Source organism: Paragemmobacter ruber (assembly GCF_009908315.1).
Taxonomy (GTDB): domain Bacteria; phylum Pseudomonadota; class Alphaproteobacteria; order Rhodobacterales; family Rhodobacteraceae; genus Paragemmobacter; species Paragemmobacter ruber.
Map to the genome: position 1 here is coordinate 1 of NZ_JAAATW010000006.1, position 21,677 is coordinate 21,677.

General features: G+C 67.7%; 24 protein-coding genes and 1 tRNA gene. 6 read left to right on the plus strand and 19 right to left on the minus strand.

Features of this window, described 5'->3' with window-relative positions; all coding sequences use genetic code 11:
* A partial coding sequence (locus GU920_RS19625) for a hypothetical protein (RefSeq protein WP_235933406.1) occupies positions 1-408 on the plus strand: 408 nt, incomplete at its 5' end.
* A 195-nt stretch (positions 409-603) separates the two neighbouring features.
* Here the strand turns inward: GU920_RS19625 and GU920_RS18185 are convergent.
* Positions 604-2,265 (minus strand): amidohydrolase, encoded by a 1,662-nt coding sequence (locus GU920_RS18185; RefSeq protein WP_161768532.1) that lies wholly within the window; start codon positions 2,263-2,265, stop codon positions 604-606.
* 110 nt (positions 2,266-2,375) lie between these two features.
* Positions 2,376-3,347, minus strand: coding sequence for an agmatinase (locus GU920_RS18190; protein WP_161768581.1), 972 nt, complete (start codon positions 3,345-3,347; stop codon positions 2,376-2,378).
* Positions 3,348-3,556: 209 nt separating this feature from the next.
* Between GU920_RS18190 and GU920_RS18195 the strand changes: the two genes are divergently transcribed.
* Positions 3,557-3,931, plus strand: coding sequence for a bactofilin family protein (locus GU920_RS18195; RefSeq protein ID WP_161768533.1), 375 nt, complete (start codon positions 3,557-3,559; stop codon positions 3,929-3,931).
* Positions 3,932-4,018: 87 nt separating this feature from the next.
* Here the strand turns inward: GU920_RS18195 and GU920_RS18200 are convergent, their stop codons facing one another.
* Both GU920_RS18200 and GU920_RS18205 read right to left on the minus strand, forming a co-directional pair.
* Positions 4,019-4,624 carry a DUF1349 domain-containing protein gene (locus GU920_RS18200; RefSeq protein WP_161768534.1) on the minus strand — a complete coding sequence of 202 codons (606 nt, stop codon included), beginning with the start codon at positions 4,622-4,624 and terminating at the stop codon, positions 4,019-4,021.
* A 39-nt stretch (positions 4,625-4,663) separates the two neighbouring features.
* Entirely contained in the window at positions 4,664-5,098 is a 435-nt protein-coding gene (locus GU920_RS18205) for a PaaI family thioesterase (RefSeq protein WP_161768535.1), read from the minus strand.
* A 58-nt stretch (positions 5,099-5,156) separates the two neighbouring features.
* Between GU920_RS18205 and GU920_RS18210 the strand changes: the two genes are divergently transcribed.
* Positions 5,157-5,945, plus strand: coding sequence for an enoyl-CoA hydratase (locus GU920_RS18210; RefSeq protein ID WP_161768536.1), 789 nt, complete (start codon positions 5,157-5,159; stop codon positions 5,943-5,945).
* Positions 5,946-6,140: 195 nt separating this feature from the next.
* Here the strand turns inward: GU920_RS18210 and GU920_RS19770 are convergent, their stop codons facing one another.
* The 4 genes from GU920_RS19770 to GU920_RS18230 all read right to left on the minus strand — a co-directional run bounded on the left by GU920_RS19770 (position 6,141) and on the right by GU920_RS18230 (position 10,886).
* A complete protein-coding gene (locus tag GU920_RS19770; RefSeq protein WP_161768537.1) occupies positions 6,141-7,313 on the minus strand; it encodes an MFS transporter in 1,173 nt (390 codons plus the stop codon).
* Positions 7,303-8,775 carry a carboxypeptidase M32 gene (locus tag GU920_RS18220; protein ID WP_161768538.1) on the minus strand — a complete coding sequence of 491 codons (1,473 nt, stop codon included), beginning with the start codon at positions 8,773-8,775 and terminating at the stop codon, positions 7,303-7,305. Before GU920_RS18220 ends, GU920_RS19770 begins: the two co-directional genes overlap by 11 nt.
* Positions 8,772-9,941: a heme A synthase gene (gene ctaA / locus GU920_RS18225; protein ID WP_161768539.1), complete on the minus strand. Its 1,170-nt coding sequence runs from the start codon at positions 9,939-9,941 to the stop codon at positions 8,772-8,774. The genes GU920_RS18220 and ctaA overlap by 4 nt, the downstream gene beginning before the upstream one ends.
* Before the next feature lie 198 nt (positions 9,942-10,139).
* Entirely contained in the window at positions 10,140-10,886 is a 747-nt protein-coding gene (locus GU920_RS18230; protein WP_328799319.1) for an RNA methyltransferase, read from the minus strand.
* Positions 10,887-11,012: 126 nt separating this feature from the next.
* Here GU920_RS18230 and GU920_RS18235 point away from each other — a divergent pair, with 126 nt between their 5' ends.
* A complete protein-coding gene (locus tag GU920_RS18235) occupies positions 11,013-11,630 on the plus strand; it encodes a thiamine phosphate synthase (protein WP_161768540.1) in 618 nt (205 codons plus the stop codon).
* A gap of 38 nt (positions 11,631-11,668) precedes the next feature.
* On the opposite strand, the gene GU920_RS18240 is transcribed toward GU920_RS18235, so the two are convergent.
* From GU920_RS18240 to GU920_RS18250, 3 genes are all read right to left on the minus strand, one after another.
* Complete coding sequence (locus tag GU920_RS18240; RefSeq protein WP_161768583.1) at positions 11,669-12,463, minus strand: lysophospholipid acyltransferase family protein; 795 nt, start codon at positions 12,461-12,463, stop codon at positions 11,669-11,671.
* A gap of 32 nt (positions 12,464-12,495) precedes the next feature.
* Positions 12,496-13,272, minus strand: a complete 777-nt coding sequence (locus tag GU920_RS18245; protein WP_161768541.1) for a GNAT family N-acetyltransferase — start codon at positions 13,270-13,272, stop codon at positions 12,496-12,498.
* A 142-nt stretch (positions 13,273-13,414) separates the two neighbouring features.
* On the minus strand, positions 13,415-13,603 hold the full coding sequence (locus tag GU920_RS18250) for a DUF3553 domain-containing protein (protein ID WP_161768542.1): 189 nt from the start codon (positions 13,601-13,603) through the stop codon (positions 13,415-13,417).
* A 32-nt stretch (positions 13,604-13,635) separates the two neighbouring features.
* Here GU920_RS18250 and GU920_RS18255 point away from each other — a divergent pair, with 32 nt between their 5' ends.
* On the plus strand, positions 13,636-14,238 hold the full coding sequence (locus tag GU920_RS18255) for a histidine phosphotransferase family protein (protein WP_161768543.1): 603 nt from the start codon (positions 13,636-13,638) through the stop codon (positions 14,236-14,238).
* Here the strand turns inward: GU920_RS18255 and GU920_RS18260 are convergent.
* The 8 genes from GU920_RS18260 to GU920_RS18295 form a co-directional block, all read right to left on the minus strand.
* Positions 14,228-15,532, minus strand: a complete 1,305-nt coding sequence (locus GU920_RS18260; RefSeq protein WP_161768584.1) for a glutamate-5-semialdehyde dehydrogenase — start codon at positions 15,530-15,532, stop codon at positions 14,228-14,230. The two genes, GU920_RS18255 and GU920_RS18260, sit on opposite strands and share 11 nt — an antisense overlap.
* A 31-nt stretch (positions 15,533-15,563) precedes the next feature.
* Positions 15,564-16,088, minus strand: a complete 525-nt coding sequence (locus tag GU920_RS18265; protein ID WP_161768544.1) for an antibiotic biosynthesis monooxygenase family protein — start codon at positions 16,086-16,088, stop codon at positions 15,564-15,566.
* Between the two features lies 1 nt (position 16,089).
* Positions 16,090-17,193 carry a glutamate 5-kinase gene (gene proB, locus GU920_RS18270; protein WP_328799320.1) on the minus strand — a complete coding sequence of 368 codons (1,104 nt, stop codon included), beginning with the start codon at positions 17,191-17,193 and terminating at the stop codon, positions 16,090-16,092.
* Positions 17,194-17,210: 17 nt separating this feature from the next.
* Positions 17,211-18,233 (minus strand): GTPase ObgE, encoded by a 1,023-nt coding sequence (gene obgE / locus GU920_RS18275; RefSeq protein ID WP_161768545.1) that lies wholly within the window; start codon positions 18,231-18,233, stop codon positions 17,211-17,213.
* 196 nt (positions 18,234-18,429) lie between these two features.
* On the minus strand, positions 18,430-18,990 hold the full coding sequence (locus GU920_RS18280; RefSeq protein WP_161768546.1) for a GNAT family N-acetyltransferase: 561 nt from the start codon (positions 18,988-18,990) through the stop codon (positions 18,430-18,432).
* A gap of 243 nt (positions 18,991-19,233) precedes the next feature.
* A complete protein-coding gene (gene rpmA / locus GU920_RS18285) occupies positions 19,234-19,503 on the minus strand; it encodes a 50S ribosomal protein L27 (protein ID WP_161768547.1) in 270 nt (89 codons plus the stop codon).
* A 13-nt stretch (positions 19,504-19,516) separates the two neighbouring features.
* Positions 19,517-19,972 (minus strand): 50S ribosomal protein L21, encoded by a 456-nt coding sequence (gene rplU, locus GU920_RS18290; RefSeq protein ID WP_161768548.1) that lies wholly within the window; start codon positions 19,970-19,972, stop codon positions 19,517-19,519.
* A gap of 200 nt (positions 19,973-20,172) precedes the next feature.
* On the minus strand, positions 20,173-21,150 hold the full coding sequence (locus GU920_RS18295; protein ID WP_161768549.1) for a DUF2059 domain-containing protein: 978 nt from the start codon (positions 21,148-21,150) through the stop codon (positions 20,173-20,175).
* A gap of 250 nt (positions 21,151-21,400) precedes the next feature.
* Between GU920_RS18295 and GU920_RS18300 the strand changes: the two genes are divergently transcribed.
* Positions 21,401-21,490, plus strand: a tRNA-Ser gene (locus GU920_RS18300).
* Positions 21,491-21,677 lie beyond the last annotated feature (187 nt).

Here is a 21,677-nt window from a genome sequence, read left to right on the forward strand (position 1 = left end):
GACAGTGAAGCTGACACTCACATCATCGGATGTTACCACCCTAGTGAGCCGATATGCAAACAATCCAAACGCCGATGCGCCCAAACCGCCCGCATATCCCTTCATAAATCCATCAATGTCAAAGAGCGTTCCAGACACAAAACAAGCCGCACGCCGATACCAGCGTCGCTTCCCGCCTTGCCTCCAGAGTTTTTTCGCTACGGCTTCTGCCGCAACTTCCGTCGTCTTCGTTTCGCCGTTCAGCGTCGCGTCGTCTTCGGTGAGCGGTTATCTACGGTTCTCGTCCCGGGGCCGCAAGAGGAAAATGACGGGAAGATGACGATTTTTTCGGCGGCCCAAGAAAACTTGGGGTTTGCAAGGGCCGGATCGCAAGATTTCGCTTGGCCCCCCTGCCGCCAGCCCCGATGATCGCGCCTTCCGGACCGCCAGACCGCCGATTCCGGGCCGAGTCATCCCCGAGTCACCCCCGATTCACCCCGGTTCATCTCCTGTCGCGAGGTGAATCACCCCCCTCTCCCCGCCCCGCGCCTGACCCCGCACCTCCTCCGCCGCCAAACGCAGGCCCCGGCGCATGGCCGGGGCCGGGCACCTTTTGGCCGACCCTCAGGCGAACCCCTCTGCCGCATAGGTCACCCTGCCCCCCGCAACCGTCAGCGCGATTCCCATCGCGCCAATGGTCAGGGGATCGGCCGCCTCGATATCCCCATCGAGCAGCACCATATCCGCGGCCATCCCCACCCGCAGCGTGCCGGTGATGTCGTCCCAATGTCCCGCCCAGGCGCCCCCCGCCGTATAGGCGTGCAGCGTCTCCATCAGGCTCAGCCGCTCATCCCCTGCCCCGTCATAGGGCACGCGGGTCATCGCCGCCTGTATCCCCCGGAGGACCGACACATCCGTCACCGGCCAGTCGCTGGCATAGGCCACCGCGGCGCCGTGATCCTTCAGCGTCTTCCACAGATAGGCGTCGCGCCACCGCGCGCGGTGAAAGACGTGGTCCATGGTGGACATGGGGAAATCCATCACCCCCGGCGGATGCGGCGGCTGCACGCTTGCCGTGATCCCGAGGGATCCCAGACGCGGCACATCGGCCCGGTCGATCAGCTCGATATGTTCGATCCGGTGGCGCATGTCGCGCAGGCCATTGGCCCGCCCCGCCGCCTCATAGCCATCGATCGTCTGGCGCACCGCCGCATCGCCGATGGCATGGACCGCGATCTGCAGACCGCGCCGGTCGATCTCGGTGCAGATCGCGTTGAACCGCTCCGGCGGGAACAGCGGATCGGCCCGATGCCCCGGCGCCCCGGGATAATCGTGCAGCATATAGGCCGTGCGGCTGTCCACCACCCCGTCCATGAACATCTTCACAAAGCCCGACCGCACCCAATCGCCGTCGAATTCCGCCGCCATGGCGCTGGCGCGGTCCAGTTCCGACAGCTCCATGTGGGGCTTCATGTGGAAGGGCACGCGCACCCGCGCCGTCAGCCGCCCCTGTTCCTCCAGCGCGGCCAGCAGCGCGCAGGTGTAGCGGTTGCCATCCATGTTCACCATCGTGGTGATCCCATGCGCCGCACAATGGGCAAGCCCCGCCACCACCTTCTCAAGGTCCGCGGCAAAGGTCGCCGCATCCGGCCAGGGGTCCGGCTCCCCCCCGGTCGCGATGCCCAGCTGCAGATGCGCCTCGCCCCCCAGCGCCAGCACGGGACCAAAGGCCTCGAACTCCCGCAGCTCGCCCGTGGCCGTGCCATCCGGCCCCATCACCACCTCATGCCCATGCGGCATCTGGGCCCCGTGCAACAGCCCCGCCTTCTCCAGCGCCATCGTATTGGCCCAGACGGTGTGATGATCCGGCGCCATCATCGCGATGGGCCGGTCCGCGATCACCCGGTCCAGATCGGCCCGCGTGACCGGTTCCCCCAGAATCTCGTACGCCGCCCCCTGCGCCATCAACAGCGCGCGGTCGGGGTTCTTTGCCGCATAGTCCAGAAACGCCGCACGCAGCGCCTCGAACCCCATCACCCCGCCGATCTGCAACTGCACCAGTTCCGACCCGCCCAGCACCAGATGCAGATGGCTTTCCACGAAACCGGGCAGCAGCGTCCGCCCCCCCGCATCCACCACCCGCGTCCGGGGCCCCGCCAGCGCCGCCACCTCGGCGCCGCCCACCACAGCGATCCGGCCCGCCCGCACCGCCACGGCTTGCGCGAAAGGCCGCCCCGCATCCATCGTGATGACCCGTGCATTCTTCACGATCAGATCAACATCCATCCCTGCCCCCGTCCCTGTCTGGCTGGCTTCATCTTGGTCAAAATACCCTGGGGGAGCGTGGCCGAAGGCGGCGCGGGGGGCAAGGCCCCCCTCACCTCCGCCAGACGCGATCAGCCCCGCGCCGCCACCCGCTCGGCCATCACGCAAAGAAGTTCGAACATCAGCGATATCCCCAGCCAGGCCGTCCCGCCCGACGGATCGAAAGGCGGGCTCACCTCCACCAGATCGGCCCCCACCAGATCCAGCCCCCGCAGACCCCGCACCACCTCCAGCGCCTGCCAGCTGTTCGGTCCGCCCACCTCGGGCGTTCCCGTCCCCGGCGCGAAGGTCGGATCGACGAAATCAATGTCATAGGTCACATAAACCGGCCCCGCCCCCACGATCGCGCGCGCCTCGGCCATCACATCCTCCACCCCGCGGCGGTGGAACTCGCCGATGGGGATGATGCGGATGCCGTTTGCTTCCGCGAAATCCCAATCCTCCCGCCCATAGGCCGTGCCGCGGATGCCGATCAGGACGTATCGCTTGGGGTCGATCAGCCCCTCCTCCACCGCGCGGCGGAAGGGCGTGCCATGGGTATAGCGCCCGGTCCCGAAATAGACGTCGTTCAGGTCGGTATGGCTGTCGAACTGGATCATCCCCACTGGACGCGCCTTCGCCACCGCCCGCAGGATCGGCAGGCTGCACAGATGATCCCCACCCCCGGTCAGCGGCAGCACCCCCGCCGCCACCACGCGGGCGTAGAACGCCTCCATCCGCGCGAGGCTGTCCATCAGATCGCCCGGATTGGGCGGCACATCCCCCAGATCGGCACAGCGCGCCAGCTCAAAAGGCGCCACCCATGTCGCCCCGTTCTGCGCCCGGATCATGGTGGACAGATCGCGCAACTGGCGCGGCCCATGGCGCGGCCCGGGGCGGTTCGTCGTCCCGCCATCCCAAGGCGCGCCGATCAGCCCGATCTGCACCTGCGCCAGTCGCGGATCCTCCAGCCCCACATGCGGCAGCCGCATGAAGGTGGGGATGCCTGCGAATCGCGGCAGGTCAAACCCCGACACCGGCCTGAAAAACGCCTCATCCACCATCGCCCGCATGTCCCCTTGCTGATTCCCGCCGCCATTTCAGCCGCCCCTCCCCCGCTTGTCAGGCCCACAACCGACATCCCCGCCTACAACCAGCGGATAGGATCGCCCGAAATCCCCCTCTCCCCGCCGATCCGCCCCCCTCCCGCCCGCCTGCACTCTTGACCCCTGCGCCCGCTTCCCCCCTTATCGGCCTACATCCGGAGGACCCCATGTTCAGCAAGACCGATCCCCTCGCCCCGACGGCCCCGCCGCAGCGCGCCCCGAACCCAAATGCCGGGAAATCGGTGCTGGCGTCCGATCTGCGCATCACCGGCGAAATCTCCTCCACCGGCGCGGTCGAGGTCTTTGGCGAAGTCGATGGCAACCTCGCCGCCCGCAGCCTGATGATCGGCAGCGAAGGCAGCGTCAAAGGCACCGTCTCGGCCGAAACGATCGAGGTGAAGGGCACGCTCGACGGCCGCGTCAGCACCGAAAGCTTCACCCTGCGCGCCACGGCCCGGGTGCAGGCCGATGTCACCTATGCCGGCCTCATCATCGAAAGCGGCGCCCAGATCGAAGGCCGCTTCACCCGCCCGAAAGGCTGACAGGACAGCGCCGATCCGCCGCCCCGGCGCTCTGGCAACGGCCCCCTCGGGGGCCGTTTTGCTGCGCCACGGTCGCGCCTTTTGGGGTCAACTGCCGTCCCGCAGGTCCTCCGGGGCGCCCGCCGTCAGCGTCACCCGGTCCACCCAGACCTCGCACCCTGCCCCGGTCGGCGACTGCGCGACGATATCCACGGCGACAACACGGCCCGGCAGCGCGAAAAAGCGCAGCAAATCCCACCGCGCCCCATCGACCGAGATGTGAAAGGCATAGGCCGCCCCGGTCCAGCAGGCCCGCAGGAACAGCGCCTCACCTTCGCAATCCGGCCCGTTGGCATCATCTGACACGCCGCGCGTGACCACACTCACCGCCATCGTCCGCCCGTCAGGCGATCGCTCGAAGGCGAGCTTCGCCCAGTCGCCTGCCCCGCCAATCCCTGAATCCGTGCGCAGCATCAACGCCCCCGCATCGAAAGCCGCCGCAAAGCGCGGCGCCACCCGCGCGGTGAGCATCCACGGCCCCTCCGGGCAGGTCAGCCGCAACCCCGGCAACCGATCCACCGCCGCTCCGCCATCGGGGGGCGAAAAGGCATCCGTCCCGCCCCCCGCCGCGATCACCGCCCCGCCAGTCAGATGCCGGACGCTCCCATACTCAGCGCCCACCACCGCCAAGGTGCCAAGGTCAATCTCGGCCATGAAACGCCCCCTCTCGCCTCTCCACGCAACCGCCCGCCATCAGCGCCCTTCCACCGCCCCCGGCGGGATCGAATAGGTCATCGACGCCCGCGCCACCGGCTCGGTCACGCCTTCGGAATACAAAAGCGCATCCCCCACCGCCAGCACCCGGCCCAGCTTCAACAGCCGCGCCTCCGCCCGCACATCCTGCCCCGCCGCAGGCTTGCGCATGAAATCCATGCTCGCATTGGTCGTCACCGCCAGCGCGACAGGCCCCAACCGGCTCAGGATCGCCAGGTACAGCGCCACATCCGCCAGCGCGAACATCGACGGCCCCGACACCGTGCCGCCGGGCCGCAGATGCCGCTCGGCCACCCGCAGCCGCAGCGTCACCCCATCCGCATCGGCCCGCTCCACCGCGAAATCCGCCGCCACCTGCCCGAAATCCCGCAAAAGGAACGCCGTCAGCGCCTCGCGGTCCATCTTCAATTCCATCCGCTTCCCTCTCCCCGCTTCTCCCCCTATCGTCTGGCAAAGCCGATGGGGGGATGCAATGACCGATGACCTGATCCAGCGCGAAGATGCGGGTGGCATCGCCACGCTCACCCTCAATGCGCCCCACAGCCTCAACGCGCTGTCCACCGCCATGATCGCCCGGCTGACGGCAGAGCTTGACCGCCTCGCCGCCGACCGCGCCACCCGCGTGGTCATCCTGCGCGGCGCAGGACGGGCCTTCTGCGCGGGCCACGACCTGAAAGAGATGCAGGCCGCCCGGGCCGGGGCCGACAAGGGCGCCGCCTTCTTCCGCCAGCTCTTCGATGCCTGCGCCGCCATGATGCAGCGCCTGCCCGCCCTGCCCCAGCCCGTCATCGCGCAGGTCCACGGCATCGCCACCGCCGCAGGCTGCCAGCTGGCCGCCTCCTGCGATATGGTCGTGGCCGCCGAGGATGCCCGCTTCGGCGTGAACGGGGTGAATATCGGCCTCTTCTGCTCCACCCCGATGGTGGCCCTCACCCGCAAGGTCCCTCCCGCCGTCGCGTTCGAGATGCTGACCACGGGCGAATTCCTGCCCGCCCCCCGCGCCCGCGAGGTGGGCCTTGTGAACCGCATTGCCGCGCCCGCCGACCTCGATACCGCCACCCGGGCGCTTGCCGAAACGCTGGCCGCCAAGCTCACCGCCGCCGTCCGCATCGGCAAGCGCAGCTTCTATGATCAGATGGGTCTGCCGCTCGATCAGGCCTATGCCCTGACGGGCGACCGCATGACCGAAAACATGCTTTGGCGCGACACCGAAGAGGGCATCAGTGCCTTCCTCGAGAAGCGCGCGCCCGATTGGGCCTGACCGCGCTTCCGCATCCATCCAGAAGTGACCGGCGCTTAGGTCCAGATGCCCCGCAGCGGGCCGACTCACCCCCGCCGACCTTATGGTTAACGCCGTCAAAAGCCACCGCGCGTGCATACACCTGTCTGCACACGGACCTGCACGCGTTACGGCACCGGCCAAAACACGGGCGCCGCCCCAATTAACCCTGCGTTCTCAACGTCTTGCCGCCAGCGCCCCCGCCGCCGCCAGCGCCAGCCCGAACGCCACCCCGATCATCAGCCACACCCCACCCAGCGCCATCAGCCCCGTCCCGATCAACGGCGCCACCGCCAGCGCCGCCAGGCCCGGAATGGCCATCATCCCCGCCACCGCGCCATAGCGCCCCTCGCCGAATGTCTCGGCCACCAGCACGGGCCGCAGGATGGTGATGATCCCCATCGCCGCCCCCTGACAGGCCGCAAACCCCACCGCCGCCACCGGCCAAACCACGGCCAACCCAAGGAAAACCGGCGCCACCACCAACGCGCCCACGGTGATCCCGGCCGCCGCCCCGGTTCCCACCCGCGCCCCCGCCCCCGCCAGCGCCAACCGCCCCAGCACCTGCGCCGGCCCCACCACCGCCGCCGCCAGCACCGCCAGATCCGGCGCCACCGCCAGCGCCTCCAGCATCGGGCGGATCAGGTTCACCAGCATCCAGTGGTTCAGGTTCACCAGCGAAAACAGCACCGCCAGCCCGATGAACCCCGGCATCCGCAGCATGGCCCCCCAGCCCAGCCGCGGCACATCCCGCGCCGCCACCGCCGCCTGCGTCCCGCGCTGCAACACCCGCGCCGCCCAGACCTGCAAGGGCAGCATCACCCCCAGCGCCACGCCCACCGCAACCCAGACCGCGCCCCGCCAGCCCCAGCCCGCCGCCATCCACGCCCCCGCCGGAAAGGCCAGCGTCGAGGCCAGCCCCGCCACCAGCGTCACCCGCGTGATCGCCCCCCGCGCCTCTGGCCCGAAACGCCGGATCATCATCCCGAAACACACGTCATACAGGCACAGCGCCTGCGCCAGCCCCAGCCCGATCCAGCCCGCAAACCAGCCGATCTCGCCCCCGGCCAGCGCCAGACAGGCCAGCGCCGCCGCACCAATCACCGGCCCGGCCGCCATCATGGCCACCGCCTGCCCCCGATCCAGCGCCCGCCCCACCGCTGGCGCCACCGTGGCCGCGACCAGCGTCGCCACCAGCGGCCCCGCCGCGATCACCCCGTCAGACAGCCAGCTTTCCCGCTGCCAATACAGAAGCAGCGCCGCGAAAACATAGAAAAAACAGGCATATCCCAGCGCCTGCGTCAGGGCGAGCGTCCAGACCGCCCGCCCCTCACCCCGTTCAAAGGTCATAGATCACAGCAAACTTCGCCTCGATGTAATCCAGAAGCGGCCCCTCATCCGGGGCAAAGCCGCAGGCATGGGCGATGGTGTCGCGCGGCGACCGCAGCCCGCCATGCCGCTGCACCCGCGCGCGCAGCCATTCCGTCGCAGGCCGGGCATCGCCACGCGCCAGATGGTCGTCCAGATCGGGGATATCGGCCCGCAGCGCACGGTGCAGGCAGCCTGCGTAAACATTCCCCAAGGTATAGGTCGGGAAATAGCCAAACAGGCCCACCGACCAATGCACATCCTGCAACATGCCATGCGACGGCCGATCCACCGCCACCCCGAAATCGGCGGCGAACCGGTCGTTCCACGCCGCTTCCAGATCGCCCACCGCCAGATCGCCCCGGATCAGCGCGCGCTCCAGATCAAAGCGCATCATCACATGCAGGTTGTAATGCACCTCATCGGCCTCGGTGCGGATATATCCCGCCTGCACGCGGTTCACCGCCGCGTGGAAGGCGTCCGCATCCCTTACGCCAAAATCGCCAAAGCGGTCACGCATTTGCCCGAACATCCAGCCGGTGAAGGCGCGGCTGCGGCCAAGCTGGTTTTCGTAGATGCGGCTCTGGCTTTCATGCACACCCATAGACACGCCCGATCCAAGCGGCGTCAGGCGATAATCCGGGTCTATGCCCAGCTCATAGCAGGCATGACCCACCTCATGGATGGTGGAATAGAAACAGTTGAACGGATCCGCCTCCGCCACCCGCGTGGTGATCCGCGCATCATCGCCCGAACCTGACGAAAAGGGATGCACCGCGATATCCAGCCGCCCCCGGTTCCAGTCATAGCCAAAGGCCGTCGCCAGATCGCGGGCCATGCGCAACTGCGCCTCTTCACCGAATTTCCCTGCGATACCAGCAGGTTGCCGCGCAGCACCCAGAATGCGCGCGCGCAAATCCACCAGCCGGGGCCGCATCCGGGCGAACATCGCACCGATGCTTTCCGCCGTCGCACCCGGCTCGTAATCGTCGATCAAGGCGTCGTAAGGGTCGCCCCCCTGAGCCAGCGCGGCCCCCTCTTCCTGCCGCAGGCGGATCACCTCGGCCAGCACCGGCAGGAAGCCCGGCACATCCTCGCGCGCCCGCGCCTCGGCCCAGATGCCCTGCGCCATGGATGTCACCCGCGCGATCTCCTGCGCCAGCCGCGCCGGCACCTTGGTCGCCCGCGCGTAACTCCGCGAAATCAAACGGATTTGCGCCGCCGCCACCGCATCGGCAGGCACCGCCGACGCCAGCCAGTCCGCAATCCGCGGATCGGTGCGCCGCGCATGCAGCACCCCCTCCATCGCGGCCAATTCCTCTGACCGCTGCTCCGCCGCGCCCCGCGGCATCACCGTCTCCTGATCCCAGCCCAGCCGCCCCGCCACCTGCGCCAGCGCCTCGGTCTCGCGCTGGAACGCCATCAGATCGTCATAGGCCGTCATGCCGTCCCCTCCCGGATCGAACCCGCCACCGGATAGCCCGCCAGATGACGCGCCCGGATGATCAGCACCCAAAGGATGACCGCGCCCACCTGATGGGTGATCGCCACATGCACATGCGCCGCCGTCAGCACCGCCGCGATCCCCAGCACCATCTGCGCCACCATCATCGCCATCACGCCATGGAAGGCAGCCCGCGTCGCCGCATGGGCCGACTTGCGCCCCCGCAGCCAGACGACAATGGCAAAGGCGAACAGAAGATAGCCGCTCATCCGGTGCATGAACTGCACAAGCCCCGGATTTTCAAAGAAGGCATGCCAGATGGGCAGGCTGCCCCCCTGCCCGTCCGGCACATAGAAGGCATCCGCCGGGAAGAACTGCCCGTTCATCAGGGGCCAGGTCGGAAAGCCCCGCCCGGCATCAATCCCGGCCACCAGCGCCCCCAGCAGGATCTGCAGAAAGGCGAAATGCATCAGGCCCGTGGACAGCGAAAACAGCTTCGCCTCCCGCCCCCGCCGCGCCTGCATCAACGCGGCCTCTGACCGCCCCAGCAGAAAGACATACCACGCGATCAGCCCAAGGATCACGAAAGCCAGCCCCAGATGCGTGGCCAGGCGGTACGAGGCCACATCCAGCATCGTCCCCGTCAGGCCCGATGACACCATCCACCAACCGATGGCCCCCTGCAGCCCGCCCAGCGCCCCAAGGCCAAGCAGCCGCCCGGTCCAGCCTGCCGGGATCTGCCGCGCCACCAGAAACCACAGGAACCCCACCGCCCAGACCAGCCCGATCACCCGGCCAAGCTGCCGATGCCCCCATTCCCACCAATAGATGACCTTGAATTCCTCAAGGCTCATCCCCTTGTTCTGCAACTGATATTCCGGGATGACGCGGTATTTCTCGAACTCCGCCTCCCAGGTCGCCTGATCCAGCGGCGGGATCGCCCCCGTCACCGGCCGCCATTCGGTGATCGACAGACCCGCATCCGTCAGCCGCGTCATGCCGCCCACGGCGATCATCGTGGCGACCAGCAGGAACAGCGCCACCAGCCACAGCCGGATTCCCCGCCGCGCCCCTTGCGCCCGGGCCGCGATCATGCCCCCCTGCGGCGGCGGGGCGGATGCCACCCCCTGCCCCACCTCTTCAAAGATGCTGCGCTTGCCTGCCATGTCGCCGTCTCCCTCATTCGGCGCGGAGGGTATGCCCACCCCCCGCCCCCTTCAAGGGGCTGCGGCGAAGAGCGCCGGGCAGCACCCCCGCCTGCCCGCCGGATCCGCAGAAAGATTAGGTCCCTGCCGCTTCATCTTGGCGGAAATACCCCGGGGGTCCGGGGGCTGGCCCCCGGTCCGACGCCCGCCAGAGGCGCCTCACTCCCCCTGCTGGCGCAGCTTATAGGCAATCTGCCGCAGCATCCCGTGAAAGGTCTGCACCTCGGCCCGCGTCAGCCCCAGCCGCGCGAACATGTTGCGCAGGTTCAGCTTCATATGCGCCACCTTGTCGGGCGGAAAGAAAAAGCCCGCCGCCTCCAGCCGTTCCTCGAAATGATCCGACAGCCGCTCCACCTCGGCCCGTGTGGCGAAATCGGTCCGCGCCAGCCCCATCACCTCCGGCGCGACCGTCTCGGTCTGCCGCCGCCATTCATACCCCAGAAGCAGCGCGCATTGCGCAAGGTTGAGCGAGGGGAAATCAGGGTTCACCGGCACAGTCACGATGGCATTGGCCGGCGCGATATCCTCATTCTCCAGCCCTGCGCGTTCGGGGCCGAACAGCACGCCCACACGCTTGCCTTGCGCAACCATGGCCCGCGTCATCTCCATCGCGCGCTCGGGCGTGACCACGGGCTTGACCAGTTCCCGCCCCCGCGCGGTGGTCGCAAAGACAAAATCGCAATCCGCAATCGCCGTGGGGATGTCGGGGAATATCCCCGCGTGATCCAGCACCCGCCCCGCGCCCGACGCCATCGCCACCGCCTTGGGATTGGGCCAGCCGTCGCGCGGGTCCACGATCCGCATCCGCTCCAGCCCGAAATTCAGCATGGCCCGCGCCGCCGCCCCGATATTCTCGCCCATCTGCGGGCGGACAAGGATGAAACAGGGCGGGATCGTCTCGGTCACGGGCGCACTCCTTCCGGGTTGTCCCGCGCCAGATACGCGCCCCTGCCCCACCGGACAAGCCCACCCCACCCTCGCCTTCCCCACAAAACTGCGCTATTGCCGCCCAAACCCCTGCCGGAGCGCCCGATGGCCGACCAAGACCGCCCGCAAATCTACCTGATCACGCCCCCCGAACTGGACCTCGACACCTTCCCCGACCAGCTCGCCGCCGTGCTGGACAGCGCCGAGATCGCCTGCCTGCGCCTGTCCCTCGCAACGCGGGACGAAGACCGCATCCTGCGCGCCGCCGATGCCATCCGCCACACCGCGCACCAGCGCGACGTCGCCGTGGTGATCGAACGCCATGTGCTCATGGTCGAGCGGCTGGGTCTCGACGGCGTGCACCTCACCGATGGCGCGCGCTCCGTCCGCAAGGTCCGGAAGGACCTGCCCGATGCCATCATAGGCGCCCATTGCGGCACCACCCGGCACGAAGGGATGACGGCAGGCGAAAACGGGGCCGATTACATCTGCTTCGGCCCCATCGGGGCCACCCCCTTGGGCGACGGGTCCCGCGCCGACTGGGACCTGTTCGAATGGTGGTCCGAGGTGATCGAGGTGCCCGTCGTCGCCGAAGGCGCGCTGACGGCGGAACTCGTTGAAAAATTCGGCCCCGTCACCGATTTCTTCGCCCTGGGTGAAGAAATCTGGTCCAAGCCCGACCCCGCCACAGCCCTCAAGGCGCTGCTTGCCCCCTTGGGTTGACGCCCCCGTAGGATGGGCAATATTGCCCATCCTACCCGCTACAGCCGCCCCTCCAGCCCCTTGCGCACCTCCGCCTCGCAATGCGCAGCCAGCGCCTTGCGATCCGGGAAGGCATCCACCGGCACTGGCTCATGGAAGACCACCTCCACCCAGCCCTGCCGCTTCTCGGCCAGCACCATGATCAGGTGTTCGGCAAATTCCATATCGCCCCACCAGCCGTAGAAACGCGCATCCCGCCCCTCGGGCGCACGGTAGGCGATGGTCACCGGCTGGATCCACATCACCTCCTCCAACCCATGCGACCAGAAGGCCGCAAAGAGCGTGGATTTGAACGGCAGCACACGGATCGCATCCGTGCTGGTGCCTTCGGGAAAGAACATCAGGTGATGCCCCGCCCGCAGCCGTGCCTCGAACACCTGCTGCTGCCGCTTCGCCTCGCTCCCCTTGCGGGCGATGAACACCGTGCCCGTCGCCCGCGCCAGCCAGCCGATGGCGGCCCAGCGCTCCACCTCCGACTTGGCCACGAAATACCCCCGCTGCGCCGCATTCAGCGCAAAGATATCCAGCCATGACGCATGGTTGGCCACCACAGCGCCCCGCTGCCGCATCACCTGCCCCCGCACGACCAGCGGCATCCGCAGGATGACAAAGGCCATCCGGCACACGAATTGCGTGATCCACGGCGTCCATGGCCGTTGCATCCCGAACAGGGGCCGCTCCACCACCCGCAGCAGCAGCAGCAGGACAAGACAGCCATAGGTCACACCGCCCAGGATCATCCCGCGCCAGACCACCCGCAACCATCCCGCCACCGTGATCCGCGGCATCGCCATCCGGCTGTCGCGCCAGTCCTGCGGCCCCTCGGTCAAGCCCGGCCCCGCGTGTAATAGCCGCGATGCCGCTCGCTCATGCGGGCGGTGTCCATCACCAGACAGACATCCGTCGTGTTGAAGGCCCGGTCGATGAAGGCCCCCTCGCCCACGAACCCGCCCAGCCGCAGATAGGCCTTGATCAGCGCGGGCGTCGCCGCCATCGCGGCCCTGCGATCCAGCGCCTCGGGCGGTTGCAGGTCCATCCGTTGAAACCCCGGCGCCCGCGCCCGCACCCGCAGCGCGGGCGGCGCCAGATGGTGATGATGCAAGTAGGCCAGCGACGGCGTCAGCCGCCCCACATCCGTGCCGTGAAAGCTGGCCACCCCGAACAGGATCTCGATCCCCCGCTCCAGCACATAATCGGCCAGCGCGTTCCACAGATGGAACATCGCCGTCCCCCCGCGGTGATCACGATGCACGCAGGACCGGCCCAGTTCCAGAAGCTTGCGCCCGCTGGCCCGCAGCGGACCAAGGTCATACTCCCCTTCGGAATAAAACCGCCCCTCCGGCCCCAGCCGATCTGACGGCAGCAGGCGATAGACCCCCACCACATCCTCCAGCAGGGCCGGATCGCGCCGCGTGTCGATCAGCAGCAGATGATCGAAGATGTCGTCGAACCCGTCCCGCTCCAGCCGCGCCGCATGGTCCACCAGCGGCCCGTCCGCGCCCAGTTCTTCGACAAAGACCGAATAGCGCAGCCGCTGCGCCGCCCGCAGGTCCCGCGCATCCCGCGCCAGACGCAAAGTGAAGACGGTCTCCTCGGCGATCATGTGGCCCGTCCGCCCCTCCGGCACAACACCTGCCCCCCGGCCCATCTATGCTGCGCCCGGCCCTTATGCAACAGCGGCACAGGCCGGCCCCAAATCATCAACCAAGGGTTGCAATCCATGCGCAACGCCCCATCATCCCCGATCAAGCCCCTCCGTCAGAGGCATCAAAGACCAGACGCAGGTCAACCTGCCTGCCATCAATCACCACCTTGCCCCGATGTTCGAAATTCACCGTGATCCGCCCCCCGATGTTCGACTGCACCTGTCCCAGTCCCCAGTCCGGCTCCTGGGGGTGTCGCACCAGCATGCCCGGCTCCAGCAATGAGTTCATCCGTCTCTCCTTACCCAGTATCGGAGCATTCCATGCCCGCCCAGCCCGACCTTTCCGCCCTGCTCGGCTCGCGCCTCTGCCATGATCTTATCGGCCCGATCGGGGCCATCGGCAACGGGGTGGAACTGCTTCTGCTGTCCGGCACCGGGCGCAGCGACGAGGTGGCGCTGATTTCCGAAAGCGTGGCGGCGCTGAATGCGCGCATCCGTTTCTTCCGCGTGGCCTATGGGATCGCGCGCCCCGATCAGACCCTGCCCCGGGGCGAGGTGCTGGATATCCTGTCCAATCTCTTTCCTTCGGGGCGCATCACGGTGCTGTGGGACAGCGCGGCCGATCTGCCGCGGGGCGAGGTGAAGGCGGCCTTTCTGCTGCTGCTGTGCGCCGAACAGGCCCTGCGCAGCGGCGGCCGCATCGTGGTGGCGCAGAACAAGGCCGGATGGTCCATCGACCTTGCCTCGCCGCGCCTGCGCCATGACCCGCGCCTCTGGGCACAGATCGACGCCACGGCCCACCCCGCCGATGCGGCGATCGATCCCTCGGAAGTGCAGTTTCCCCTTGCCGGTCAGGCCTTGGCCCGGATCGCACGGCGGCCACGGATCACGGTGACGCCCGAAACGATCTGCATCAGCTTCTGATCGTGCCGTCACCGGTGACCAGATACTTGAAGCTCGTCAACTGCTCTGCCCCCACCGGCCCGCGCGCGTGCATCTTGCCTGTGGCGATGCCGATCTCGGCCCCCATCCCGAACTCGCCCCCGTCGGCAAATTGCGTGCTGGCATTGCGCATCAGGATCGCGCTGTCCAGCCGCTGAAAGAACCGCGCGGCGGTGGCATCGTTCTCCGTCAGGATGCATTCGGTATGCTGGCTGCCATAACGGCGGATGTGGTCGATCGCGCCGTCCACGCCCTCCACGATCCGCGCCGCGATGATCATGTCGAGGAATTCGCAGCCGAAATCCTCAGGGCGCGCCGGAACCGTGCCGGGGATCGTCAGCAGATCGCCCTCGGCCCGTACCTCGACCCCGCGCGCCACGAGGTCCGCCACCAGCACGCCCCCGTGCCGGTCCCAGAAAGCCCGGTCGATCAGCAGACATTCCGCCGCCCCGCAGATCCCCGTGCGCCGCGTCTTGGCGTTGATGACCACGCGCCGCGCCTTTTCCAGATCCGCGTCGCCATCGGCATAGACGTGGCAGATCCCTTCCAGATGGGCAAAGACCGGCACCCGCGCCTCGCGCTGGACCAGCCCCACCAGCCCCTTGCCCCCGCGCGGCACGATCACGTCAATCCACTCTACCGCCCGCAGCATGGCCTCCACCATGTCCCGGTCCCGCGTCGGCACCAGCTGGATCGCCGCCTCGGGCAACCCCGCCGCGCGCAACCCCTCGACCAGACAGGCATGGATCGCGGCCGAGGAATGAAAGCTTTCCGATCCCCCCCGCAGGATCACTGCATTCCCCGCCTTCAGGCACAGGGCGCCCGCATCCGCCGTCACATTGGGACGGCTTTCATAGATCACGCCCACCACGCCCAACGGCGTGCGCACCCGCTGGATATGCAGCCCCGTGGGCCGATCCCATTCGGCCATCACCTCGCCCACCGGATCCTTCTGCGCGGCTACGGCCCGCAAGCCTGCGACGATCCCGCCGATCCGCCCCTCGTCCAGCCGCAGACGATCCATCATCGCGGGCGACAGTCCCTTCGCCTCGCCAAAGGCCATGTCCTGCGCGTTGGCGGCAAGGATCGCCTCCCGCCGCGCCCATACCGCATCCGCCGCCTCCTCCAGCGCCGCATGTTTGCGTTCGGCCGGCGCATAGGCCAGTTCCGCCGCCGCCGCCCGCGCGGCCGCCCCGATCCGGCCCATCATGCCGACCGCGTCTTCCTGTGCCCCGTCTGCCATCTGCCCAACCTTCCGTTCGTTCCCACCCCGCATCGCGGGGTTGTCCGGCATCCAAATGAACCGTCTACAGCGCGGGCGCTTCGGCCCGATCCGTCATGGAATAATCGCGCGTCACCGAAAAGATGCGCACCTCTTCGGCCCCATCCGCCCGCGCCGCCGCCGCCATCTCCAGCGCGGCGGACCCGTCCGCGACCTCGCCCAGGGTCAGGAACCAACCCGGCCGGGTCACGCTTTCATGGGCCCGCCCCGGCCCGGCCGCCGCCGCGCCATAGGCCGCCACGACAAACCGCCCCACCCCATCAGGCTGCACCTCCGGCCCCACACGGATGCGGTAGCGTTCGAAATGCACCGTCCGCCCCGCCGCCTGGCTGGCGCGATGCGCACCCTCGCAGCGCCAGGCCCGGATCGCATCCTCACCCTGCCAATGCTGATGCGACAGGATGGCGTCCGGCTGATCGAGCGGCCGGAACCGCTCCAGATACAAAAGCCCCGGATGCGCGCCGAGCAAGGGGCGCAAACGATCCACATGGGCAAAGTACTGCGGCATGTGACCCGGCTTCGGCTGCATGTCGAAGAACAGCGCATGCATCTCAGATCACCATGTCATCCCGATGGATCAGCGCCGCCCGCCCAGCATAGCCGAGGATCCCCTCGATCTCACCCGACTTGTGCCCGGCAATGGCCTTGGCCTCGACCGCCGTATAACGGATCAGCCCCTTGCCCAGCACGGCCCCATCCGGCCCGAGGATCGCCACCGGCTCGCCCCGCCCGAAAGCCCCCTTCACCGACCGCACCCCGGCAGGCAACAGCGACTTGCCCGCCCGCAGCGCCGTGACGGCCCCCGCATCCACAAGGATTTCCCCCTTGGGCTTCATCGCGTTGATCCAGCGCTTGCGCGCCACCTGCGGATCGGCCCCCGGCACGAACCACGTCCGATGCGCGCCTTCGGCCAGCGCCTTCAGGGGCCGCAGCACCGACCCTTCCATGATCGCCATGGCACAGCCCCCGGCCACCGCCGTCTTGGCCGCCATCAGCTTGGTCTTCATGCCCCCCTTGGACAGGCCCGAGATCGGATCGCCCGCCATCGCCTCGATCTCGGGCGTGATGGTCTCGACCACATCAAAGCGCACCGCCGACGGGTCCTCTTTCGGATTGGCCGAATAGAACCCGTCCACATCCGACAGAAGGATCAGCTGATCCGCCCCCGCCGTCACCGCGATCTGCGCCGCCAGCCGGTCATTGTCGCCAAAGCGGATCTCATCCGTCGCGACCGTGTCATTCTCGTTCACGATGGGCACCACGCCCAGCCCCAGCAGCGTCTCCATCGTCGCGCGAGAGTTCAGATAACGCCGCCGATCCGTCGTATCCTCCAGCGTTACCAAAACCTGCGCCGTGGTGATCCCATGCGGCGCCAGCACCTCTTCATAGGCCCGCGCGAGGCGGATCTGCCCCACCGCCGCGGCGGCCTGGCTCTGCTCCAGCGTCAATTCGCCCGAGGGCAGGCCCAGCACCTTGCGCCCCAGCGCGATGGACCCTGACGATACCAGCACCACATCCGCGCCACGCACCTTCGCCTCGGCCACATCCAGGGCCAGCGCCGAAAGCCATCCCTGCCGCAGCCCGGTCGCCCGGTCCACAAGCAGGGCCGATCCGATCTTGACCACCAGCCGCCGCGCCGCGCGCACATCCGGCACGGCCACCCGCGCCTCGTTCACGGCTGCCACGGCCCCGTCTCCTTCTCCGGCTCGGCCCCCTGAATCTCGGCATAGATGGCGCGCAGCACATCCTGCAGCCCCATCCCCGCCGCGCCCGAAATCACATGCACCCGCCCCCCCGACGCCTTCTCCAGCGCCTTGCGGCGCGTGGTGATGGTCTTTTGGTCCAGCGCATCGCATTTGTTCAGCGCAAGGATGCGCGGCTTGTCCCCCAGCACATCCGAATAGGCCTCAAGCTCGTGCACGATGGTGCGGTAATCCTTGGTGATGGTGGAGGACGTCCCATCCACCAGATGCAGCAGCACCTTGCAACGCTCCACATGGGCCAGGAACTGCATCCCCAACCCCCGCCCTTCCGACGCCCCTTCGATCAGCCCTGGAATATCGGCCATCACGAATTCCCGCCCGTCCACGCCCACCACCCCGAGGTTCGGGATCAGCGTGGTAAAGGGGTAATCCGCGATCTTCGGCCGGGCATTGGACACGGCGGCAAGGAAGGTGGATTTCCCCGCATTGGGCAGCCCCACCAGCCCCGCATCGGCAATCAGCTTCAGCCGCAGCCAGATGGTGCGCTCCACCCCCTCCTGCCCCGGATTGGCCCGCCCCGGCGCGCGGTTCGTGGATGTCTTGAAATGCAGGTTCCCGAAACCGCCATTGCCCCCCTTGGCCAGCAGCACCCGCTGCCCCACGGTGACAAGATCCGCGATCACCGTCTCCTCGTCTTCGTCGATGACCTCGGTTCCCACGGGCACCTTCAGGATGATGTCCTCGCCCGACTTGCCCGTCCGCTGGCTGCCCATCCCCGGCTGGCCGTTCTTGGCAAAGAAATGCTGCTGATAGCGGAAGTCGATCAGCGTGTTCAGCCCTTCCACCGCCTCGGCCCAGACCGACCCGCCGTTTCCGCCATCCCCGCCATCGGGGCCGCCGAATTCCACGAACTTCTCGCGCCGGAACGACACGCAGCCCGCCCCGCCGCCGCCCGAGCGGATATAGACTTTGGCAAGGTCAAGGAACTTCATGGCATACGGCTTTCATCAGGGGCGCCCGTGGCGACATTGCCCCAAGGCGATAGTGGACAATGCCCAAAGGCTCAAGCCTTCCCTCGGCAGGCCCCTTCATCTTGGCCCAAATACCCAAACCCGCCCACCGCAAACGCAGCGGCCGCGTTTCGGGAACCGGGGGGTGCGGGGGGCCGGACGGCCCCCCGCCACGCCCTCAATCCAGCTTGCGGATATAAGTCCAGGTCGGCACGCGGGCATTGCGCGCCACCGAGAATGTCTCTGCATCGCCCAGATACTGGAAGCCCGCATTGGTCAGCACCCGCGCCGAACCGGGATTGTCCTGGAACACTTCGGCAAAGATCGTGCGGTTCTTCTGCGGATTGGCCGCGATCAGCGCGCGCAGCGCCTCGGATGCGAAGCCCGTATTCCAGAAGGCAGGCGCCACCCAATAGCCGATTTCCGACTGGCCGCGATCCCATTTCGTCTCGTCCATCCGCTTCAGGCTGATCACGCCCAGCACCTCGGCCAGACCGGAGGCCGCGCCATCCATCACCCAGACATCCTCATCCCCGCCCACCTGCATGGCACGGGTGACAAAGGCCTCTGCCGCGCCCGGGGGCAGTGGATGCGGGATCGACCGCGTCGCCTCGGCCACGCGCCGATCGCCGGCATAGAGCGCGAACAGCCCGGCATCCGACCGGCGCACCGGGCGCAGGATGAACCGTCCGGCCGCGATGGCACCCTCGGGCAGAGCGGCAATCTTGTCGAGCATCATGGCTTCCCTCCTGCTGAAGCGCATGTCGGGGGTACAATAGCCCCCTTCAAGTGGTTACGGCACGAAGCGCGGTGAAATGAGCCCGCACTCCGGCTTTTTTGCGACCGGCCCCACGGGATCCTCTCCCCTAGGCCGCGGCGCAGGCTCCTCTCCCGCGCCACCCCGGCGCCGGGCCGGAAAATGACTTGGGGGACCGGCCTGTCAGCCGATCCCCCGTTTACAATCCGATTGTAAAGGTTCGGCTTACTCGGCTGCCTCCGCGACCGGGAGAACCGAAATGAAGGTGCGGCCTTTCAGGCCCTTCTTGAAGGTCACCTTGCCCTCAGTCACAGCAAAGATCGTGTGATCGGTGCCCATGCCGACGCCCTGACCCGGGAAGTAGGTCGTGCCGCGCTGGCGCACGATGATGTTGCCCGGGATGGCGGTCTGGCCGCCATAGAGCTTCACGCCGAGACGGCGACCGGCGCTGTCGCGACCGTTGCGGGACGAACCGCCTGCCTTTTTATGTGCCATGGGGTTTTACTCCTTATTCCGCAGCGGCTTCGGCGGCCTTTTTGGCGCGCTTCGGTTTCGCAGGTGCTTCCGCAGCCGGGGCGGCGGCAGCGTTGTGGGCGGCGCGGCGCGCATCGGCCGTGCCGGTCGCAGCAGCGACGCCCGACTTATCGGCACCCGTGGCCAGCACTTCGGTCACGCGGACCAGCGTCAGTTGCTGACGGTGGCCTTTGGTGCGCTGCGAGCTGTGCTTGCGGCGGCGCTTGACGTAGTGGATGGTCTTTTCGCCCTTGATCTGGTCGATCACCTCGGCCACGACCGCCGCACCCTTCACGGTGGGCACGCCGACGGTGACGGTCTCGCCACCGACCATCAGGATTTCATTGAACTGGATCTTGTCACCAGCGGTGGCAGCAAGCTTTTCCACGCGCAGAACGTCACCCGCCTGCACCTTGTACTGCTTGCCACCGGTCTTCAGGACCGCGAACATGGGTCTTCCTCTTCCTAGCTCCGCGCCCTGTGGCCCCCAGTTACGGGCGTTCCGGGGTATCCCCGCCTCGGGCAGCGCGCCCTGTCGGGCGTCATCAAAAACGATACCCGCCAAGACTCGCGCCTTGCCGGGATGGCGGCTTATCGGGGCAACGTCCCGCGAAGTCAAGCCCGATCGCAACCACCCGACGGATTGTCGGATCAGATATCCTGCCCCTGCAGCTGCCGCGCGACAGCCACGCCCAAGGCGCGGGAGATCGGAGTGAACACGTCGTCAAAAGCCGCGAAAAGGGCCGCGTTCAGCGCCCGCCCGGCATCGCTTTCGGAGAAAGCCAGATACTGTTCCAACTCCTCATCCGTCAGCGGCCCATAGGCCAGCGTCAGATAGGAATACAGCCATTCCGTCGTCTGCTGCCGCACATCGGCTTCCTGCGCCCAGACATCGGTCAGCATCTGCTCTTCCGTCATCTCGCCGCCGAAAGCGCCGCCTTCCTGCATCCCGCTGTAGAAGGCAAGATTTGCGTTCAACGCCCCCATCACGTTTGATTCGATCAGATCATTGGCCGCCGCGAAGCGTTCCAGAAGATCCACCCGCGCTGTCCCGCCCGCTGCCAGATCCTCCCACGCGATCCGGGCCGCTTCCTCGGCAGCGTCGTCCAGAAGGGTGCGCCGCGCCTCTACCTCAAGGCTCAGCACCTTCTGCCCAAGATCGGATCCGAAAAACGCCTGCATCTCGGCAATCGCCTGCGGCGCCTGCGCCAGTTCGCGCGTCACCGTCGCGACCAGCGCCTCTTGCATGCGGGCGGTGTCATAGATCATCGACACCGAAGCCTCCCACCCCTGCCCCCCGGCATCGGGGAACATGTCGGCCTGCAGCGTGCGCCCGTATTCCACCCCCTCTTCACGCAGGATGGCAACGATGTCGGCGATCTTCATCGTCTCCACCAGCGCAGCGACCTGCGCCACCACCGCCGGATCGACGGTCTCAACCCCGGCCGTCGCCGCCTCTGCCGTGTCCGGCGTGGCCTCTTGCGCCCAGGCGGCAGACGGCGGCAGGATGCCTGTGGGGACAGCCCCCACCAGCGCCATGGCCAACAGCCCCGCGCGCGCCACGCGGCACAACGCCGTGCCTGTCCCCGCCGCACCCGGCCGGCCGCGTTCCATCATCCCGGTTTCCATGCTCGCCACCCTTCCCATGCCGCCTCGCCGTCGCAGCACGCCGCACCACCAATAACCGCGGCACCGCTGCCCGACCTTTCCAGAAGAGCTAGAGACTGTCACCTCAAATGCCAACCCGCCCCACCCACATCTGCGCGATCACCCGCCCGGCCCGCGCGAAGTAAGGCTTTCCCGAAAATCCCGGAGAATCGGTCTTGCAACCCCCCACCGGTCCAGCTAGACACCCGTCCCTGACGACCCCCAACGGCACGGAGAGGTGGCGGAGTGGTCGATCGCGCCGGTCTCGAAAACCGGAGTAGGTGCAAGCCTACCGTGGGTTCGAATCCCACCCTCTCCGCCATTGATTCCCTTGAAGACGTGTGCAGGGTTCTGCGCCTGTCGAGTTGATTGTTTTCCGTGGTTTGTTCGGAATGGGATCGGCCACCGGTCTTTCATCCAGCCGTGACCAGGGCCGGTTTAGATTTCCTGCGCTTTGGCGAGGGATGGGCAATCGCCCGGCGCGCGGCACCATGATCGCGTGCGGAGGG

Coding starts and splice junctions, on each gene's coding strand:
- GU920_RS18235 (WP_161768540.1), top strand. CDS start 11,013: ATGGCCGACCAAGACCGCCCGCAAATCTACCTGATCACGCCCCCCGAA.
- GU920_RS18205 (WP_161768535.1), bottom strand. CDS start 5,098: ATGGAATTGAAGATGGACCGCGAGGCGCTGACGGCGTTCCTTTTGCGG.
- rplU (WP_161768548.1), bottom strand. CDS start 19,972: ATGTTCGCGGTCCTGAAGACCGGTGGCAAGCAGTACAAGGTGCAGGCG.
- GU920_RS18240 (WP_161768583.1), bottom strand. CDS start 12,463: ATGGCGATGCCGCGGATCACGGTGGCGGGATGGTTGCGGGTGGTCTGG.
- GU920_RS18190 (WP_161768581.1), bottom strand. CDS start 3,347: ATGGTGGATGAGGCGTTTTTCAGGCCGGTGTCGGGGTTTGACCTGCCG.
- GU920_RS18250 (WP_161768542.1), bottom strand. CDS start 13,603: ATGAACTCATTGCTGGAGCCGGGCATGCTGGTGCGACACCCCCAGGAG.
- GU920_RS18200 (WP_161768534.1), bottom strand. CDS start 4,624: ATGGCCGAGATTGACCTTGGCACCTTGGCGGTGGTGGGCGCTGAGTAT.
- GU920_RS18245 (WP_161768541.1), bottom strand. CDS start 13,272: ATGATCGCCGAGGAGACCGTCTTCACTTTGCGTCTGGCGCGGGATGCG.
- GU920_RS18210 (WP_161768536.1), top strand. CDS start 5,157: ATGACCGATGACCTGATCCAGCGCGAAGATGCGGGTGGCATCGCCACG.
- rpmA (WP_161768547.1), bottom strand. CDS start 19,503: ATGGCACATAAAAAGGCAGGCGGTTCGTCCCGCAACGGTCGCGACAGC.
- ctaA (WP_161768539.1), bottom strand. CDS start 9,941: ATGGCAGGCAAGCGCAGCATCTTTGAAGAGGTGGGGCAGGGGGTGGCA.
- GU920_RS18295 (WP_161768549.1), bottom strand. CDS start 21,150: ATGGAAACCGGGATGATGGAACGCGGCCGGCCGGGTGCGGCGGGGACA.
- GU920_RS18260 (WP_161768584.1), bottom strand. CDS start 15,532: ATGCGGGGTGGGAACGAACGGAAGGTTGGGCAGATGGCAGACGGGGCA.
- GU920_RS18280 (WP_161768546.1), bottom strand. CDS start 18,990: ATGATGCTCGACAAGATTGCCGCTCTGCCCGAGGGTGCCATCGCGGCC.
- GU920_RS18255 (WP_161768543.1), top strand. CDS start 13,636: ATGCCCGCCCAGCCCGACCTTTCCGCCCTGCTCGGCTCGCGCCTCTGC.
- GU920_RS18220 (WP_161768538.1), bottom strand. CDS start 8,775: ATGACGGCCTATGACGATCTGATGGCGTTCCAGCGCGAGACCGAGGCG.
- GU920_RS18185 (WP_161768532.1), bottom strand. CDS start 2,265: ATGGATGTTGATCTGATCGTGAAGAATGCACGGGTCATCACGATGGAT.
- GU920_RS18265 (WP_161768544.1), bottom strand. CDS start 16,088: ATGCATGCGCTGTTCTTCGACATGCAGCCGAAGCCGGGTCACATGCCG.
- GU920_RS19770 (WP_161768537.1), bottom strand. CDS start 7,313: ATGACCTTTGAACGGGGTGAGGGGCGGGCGGTCTGGACGCTCGCCCTG.
- obgE (WP_161768545.1), bottom strand. CDS start 18,233: ATGAAGTTCCTTGACCTTGCCAAAGTCTATATCCGCTCGGGCGGCGGC.
- GU920_RS18195 (WP_161768533.1), top strand. CDS start 3,557: ATGTTCAGCAAGACCGATCCCCTCGCCCCGACGGCCCCGCCGCAGCGC.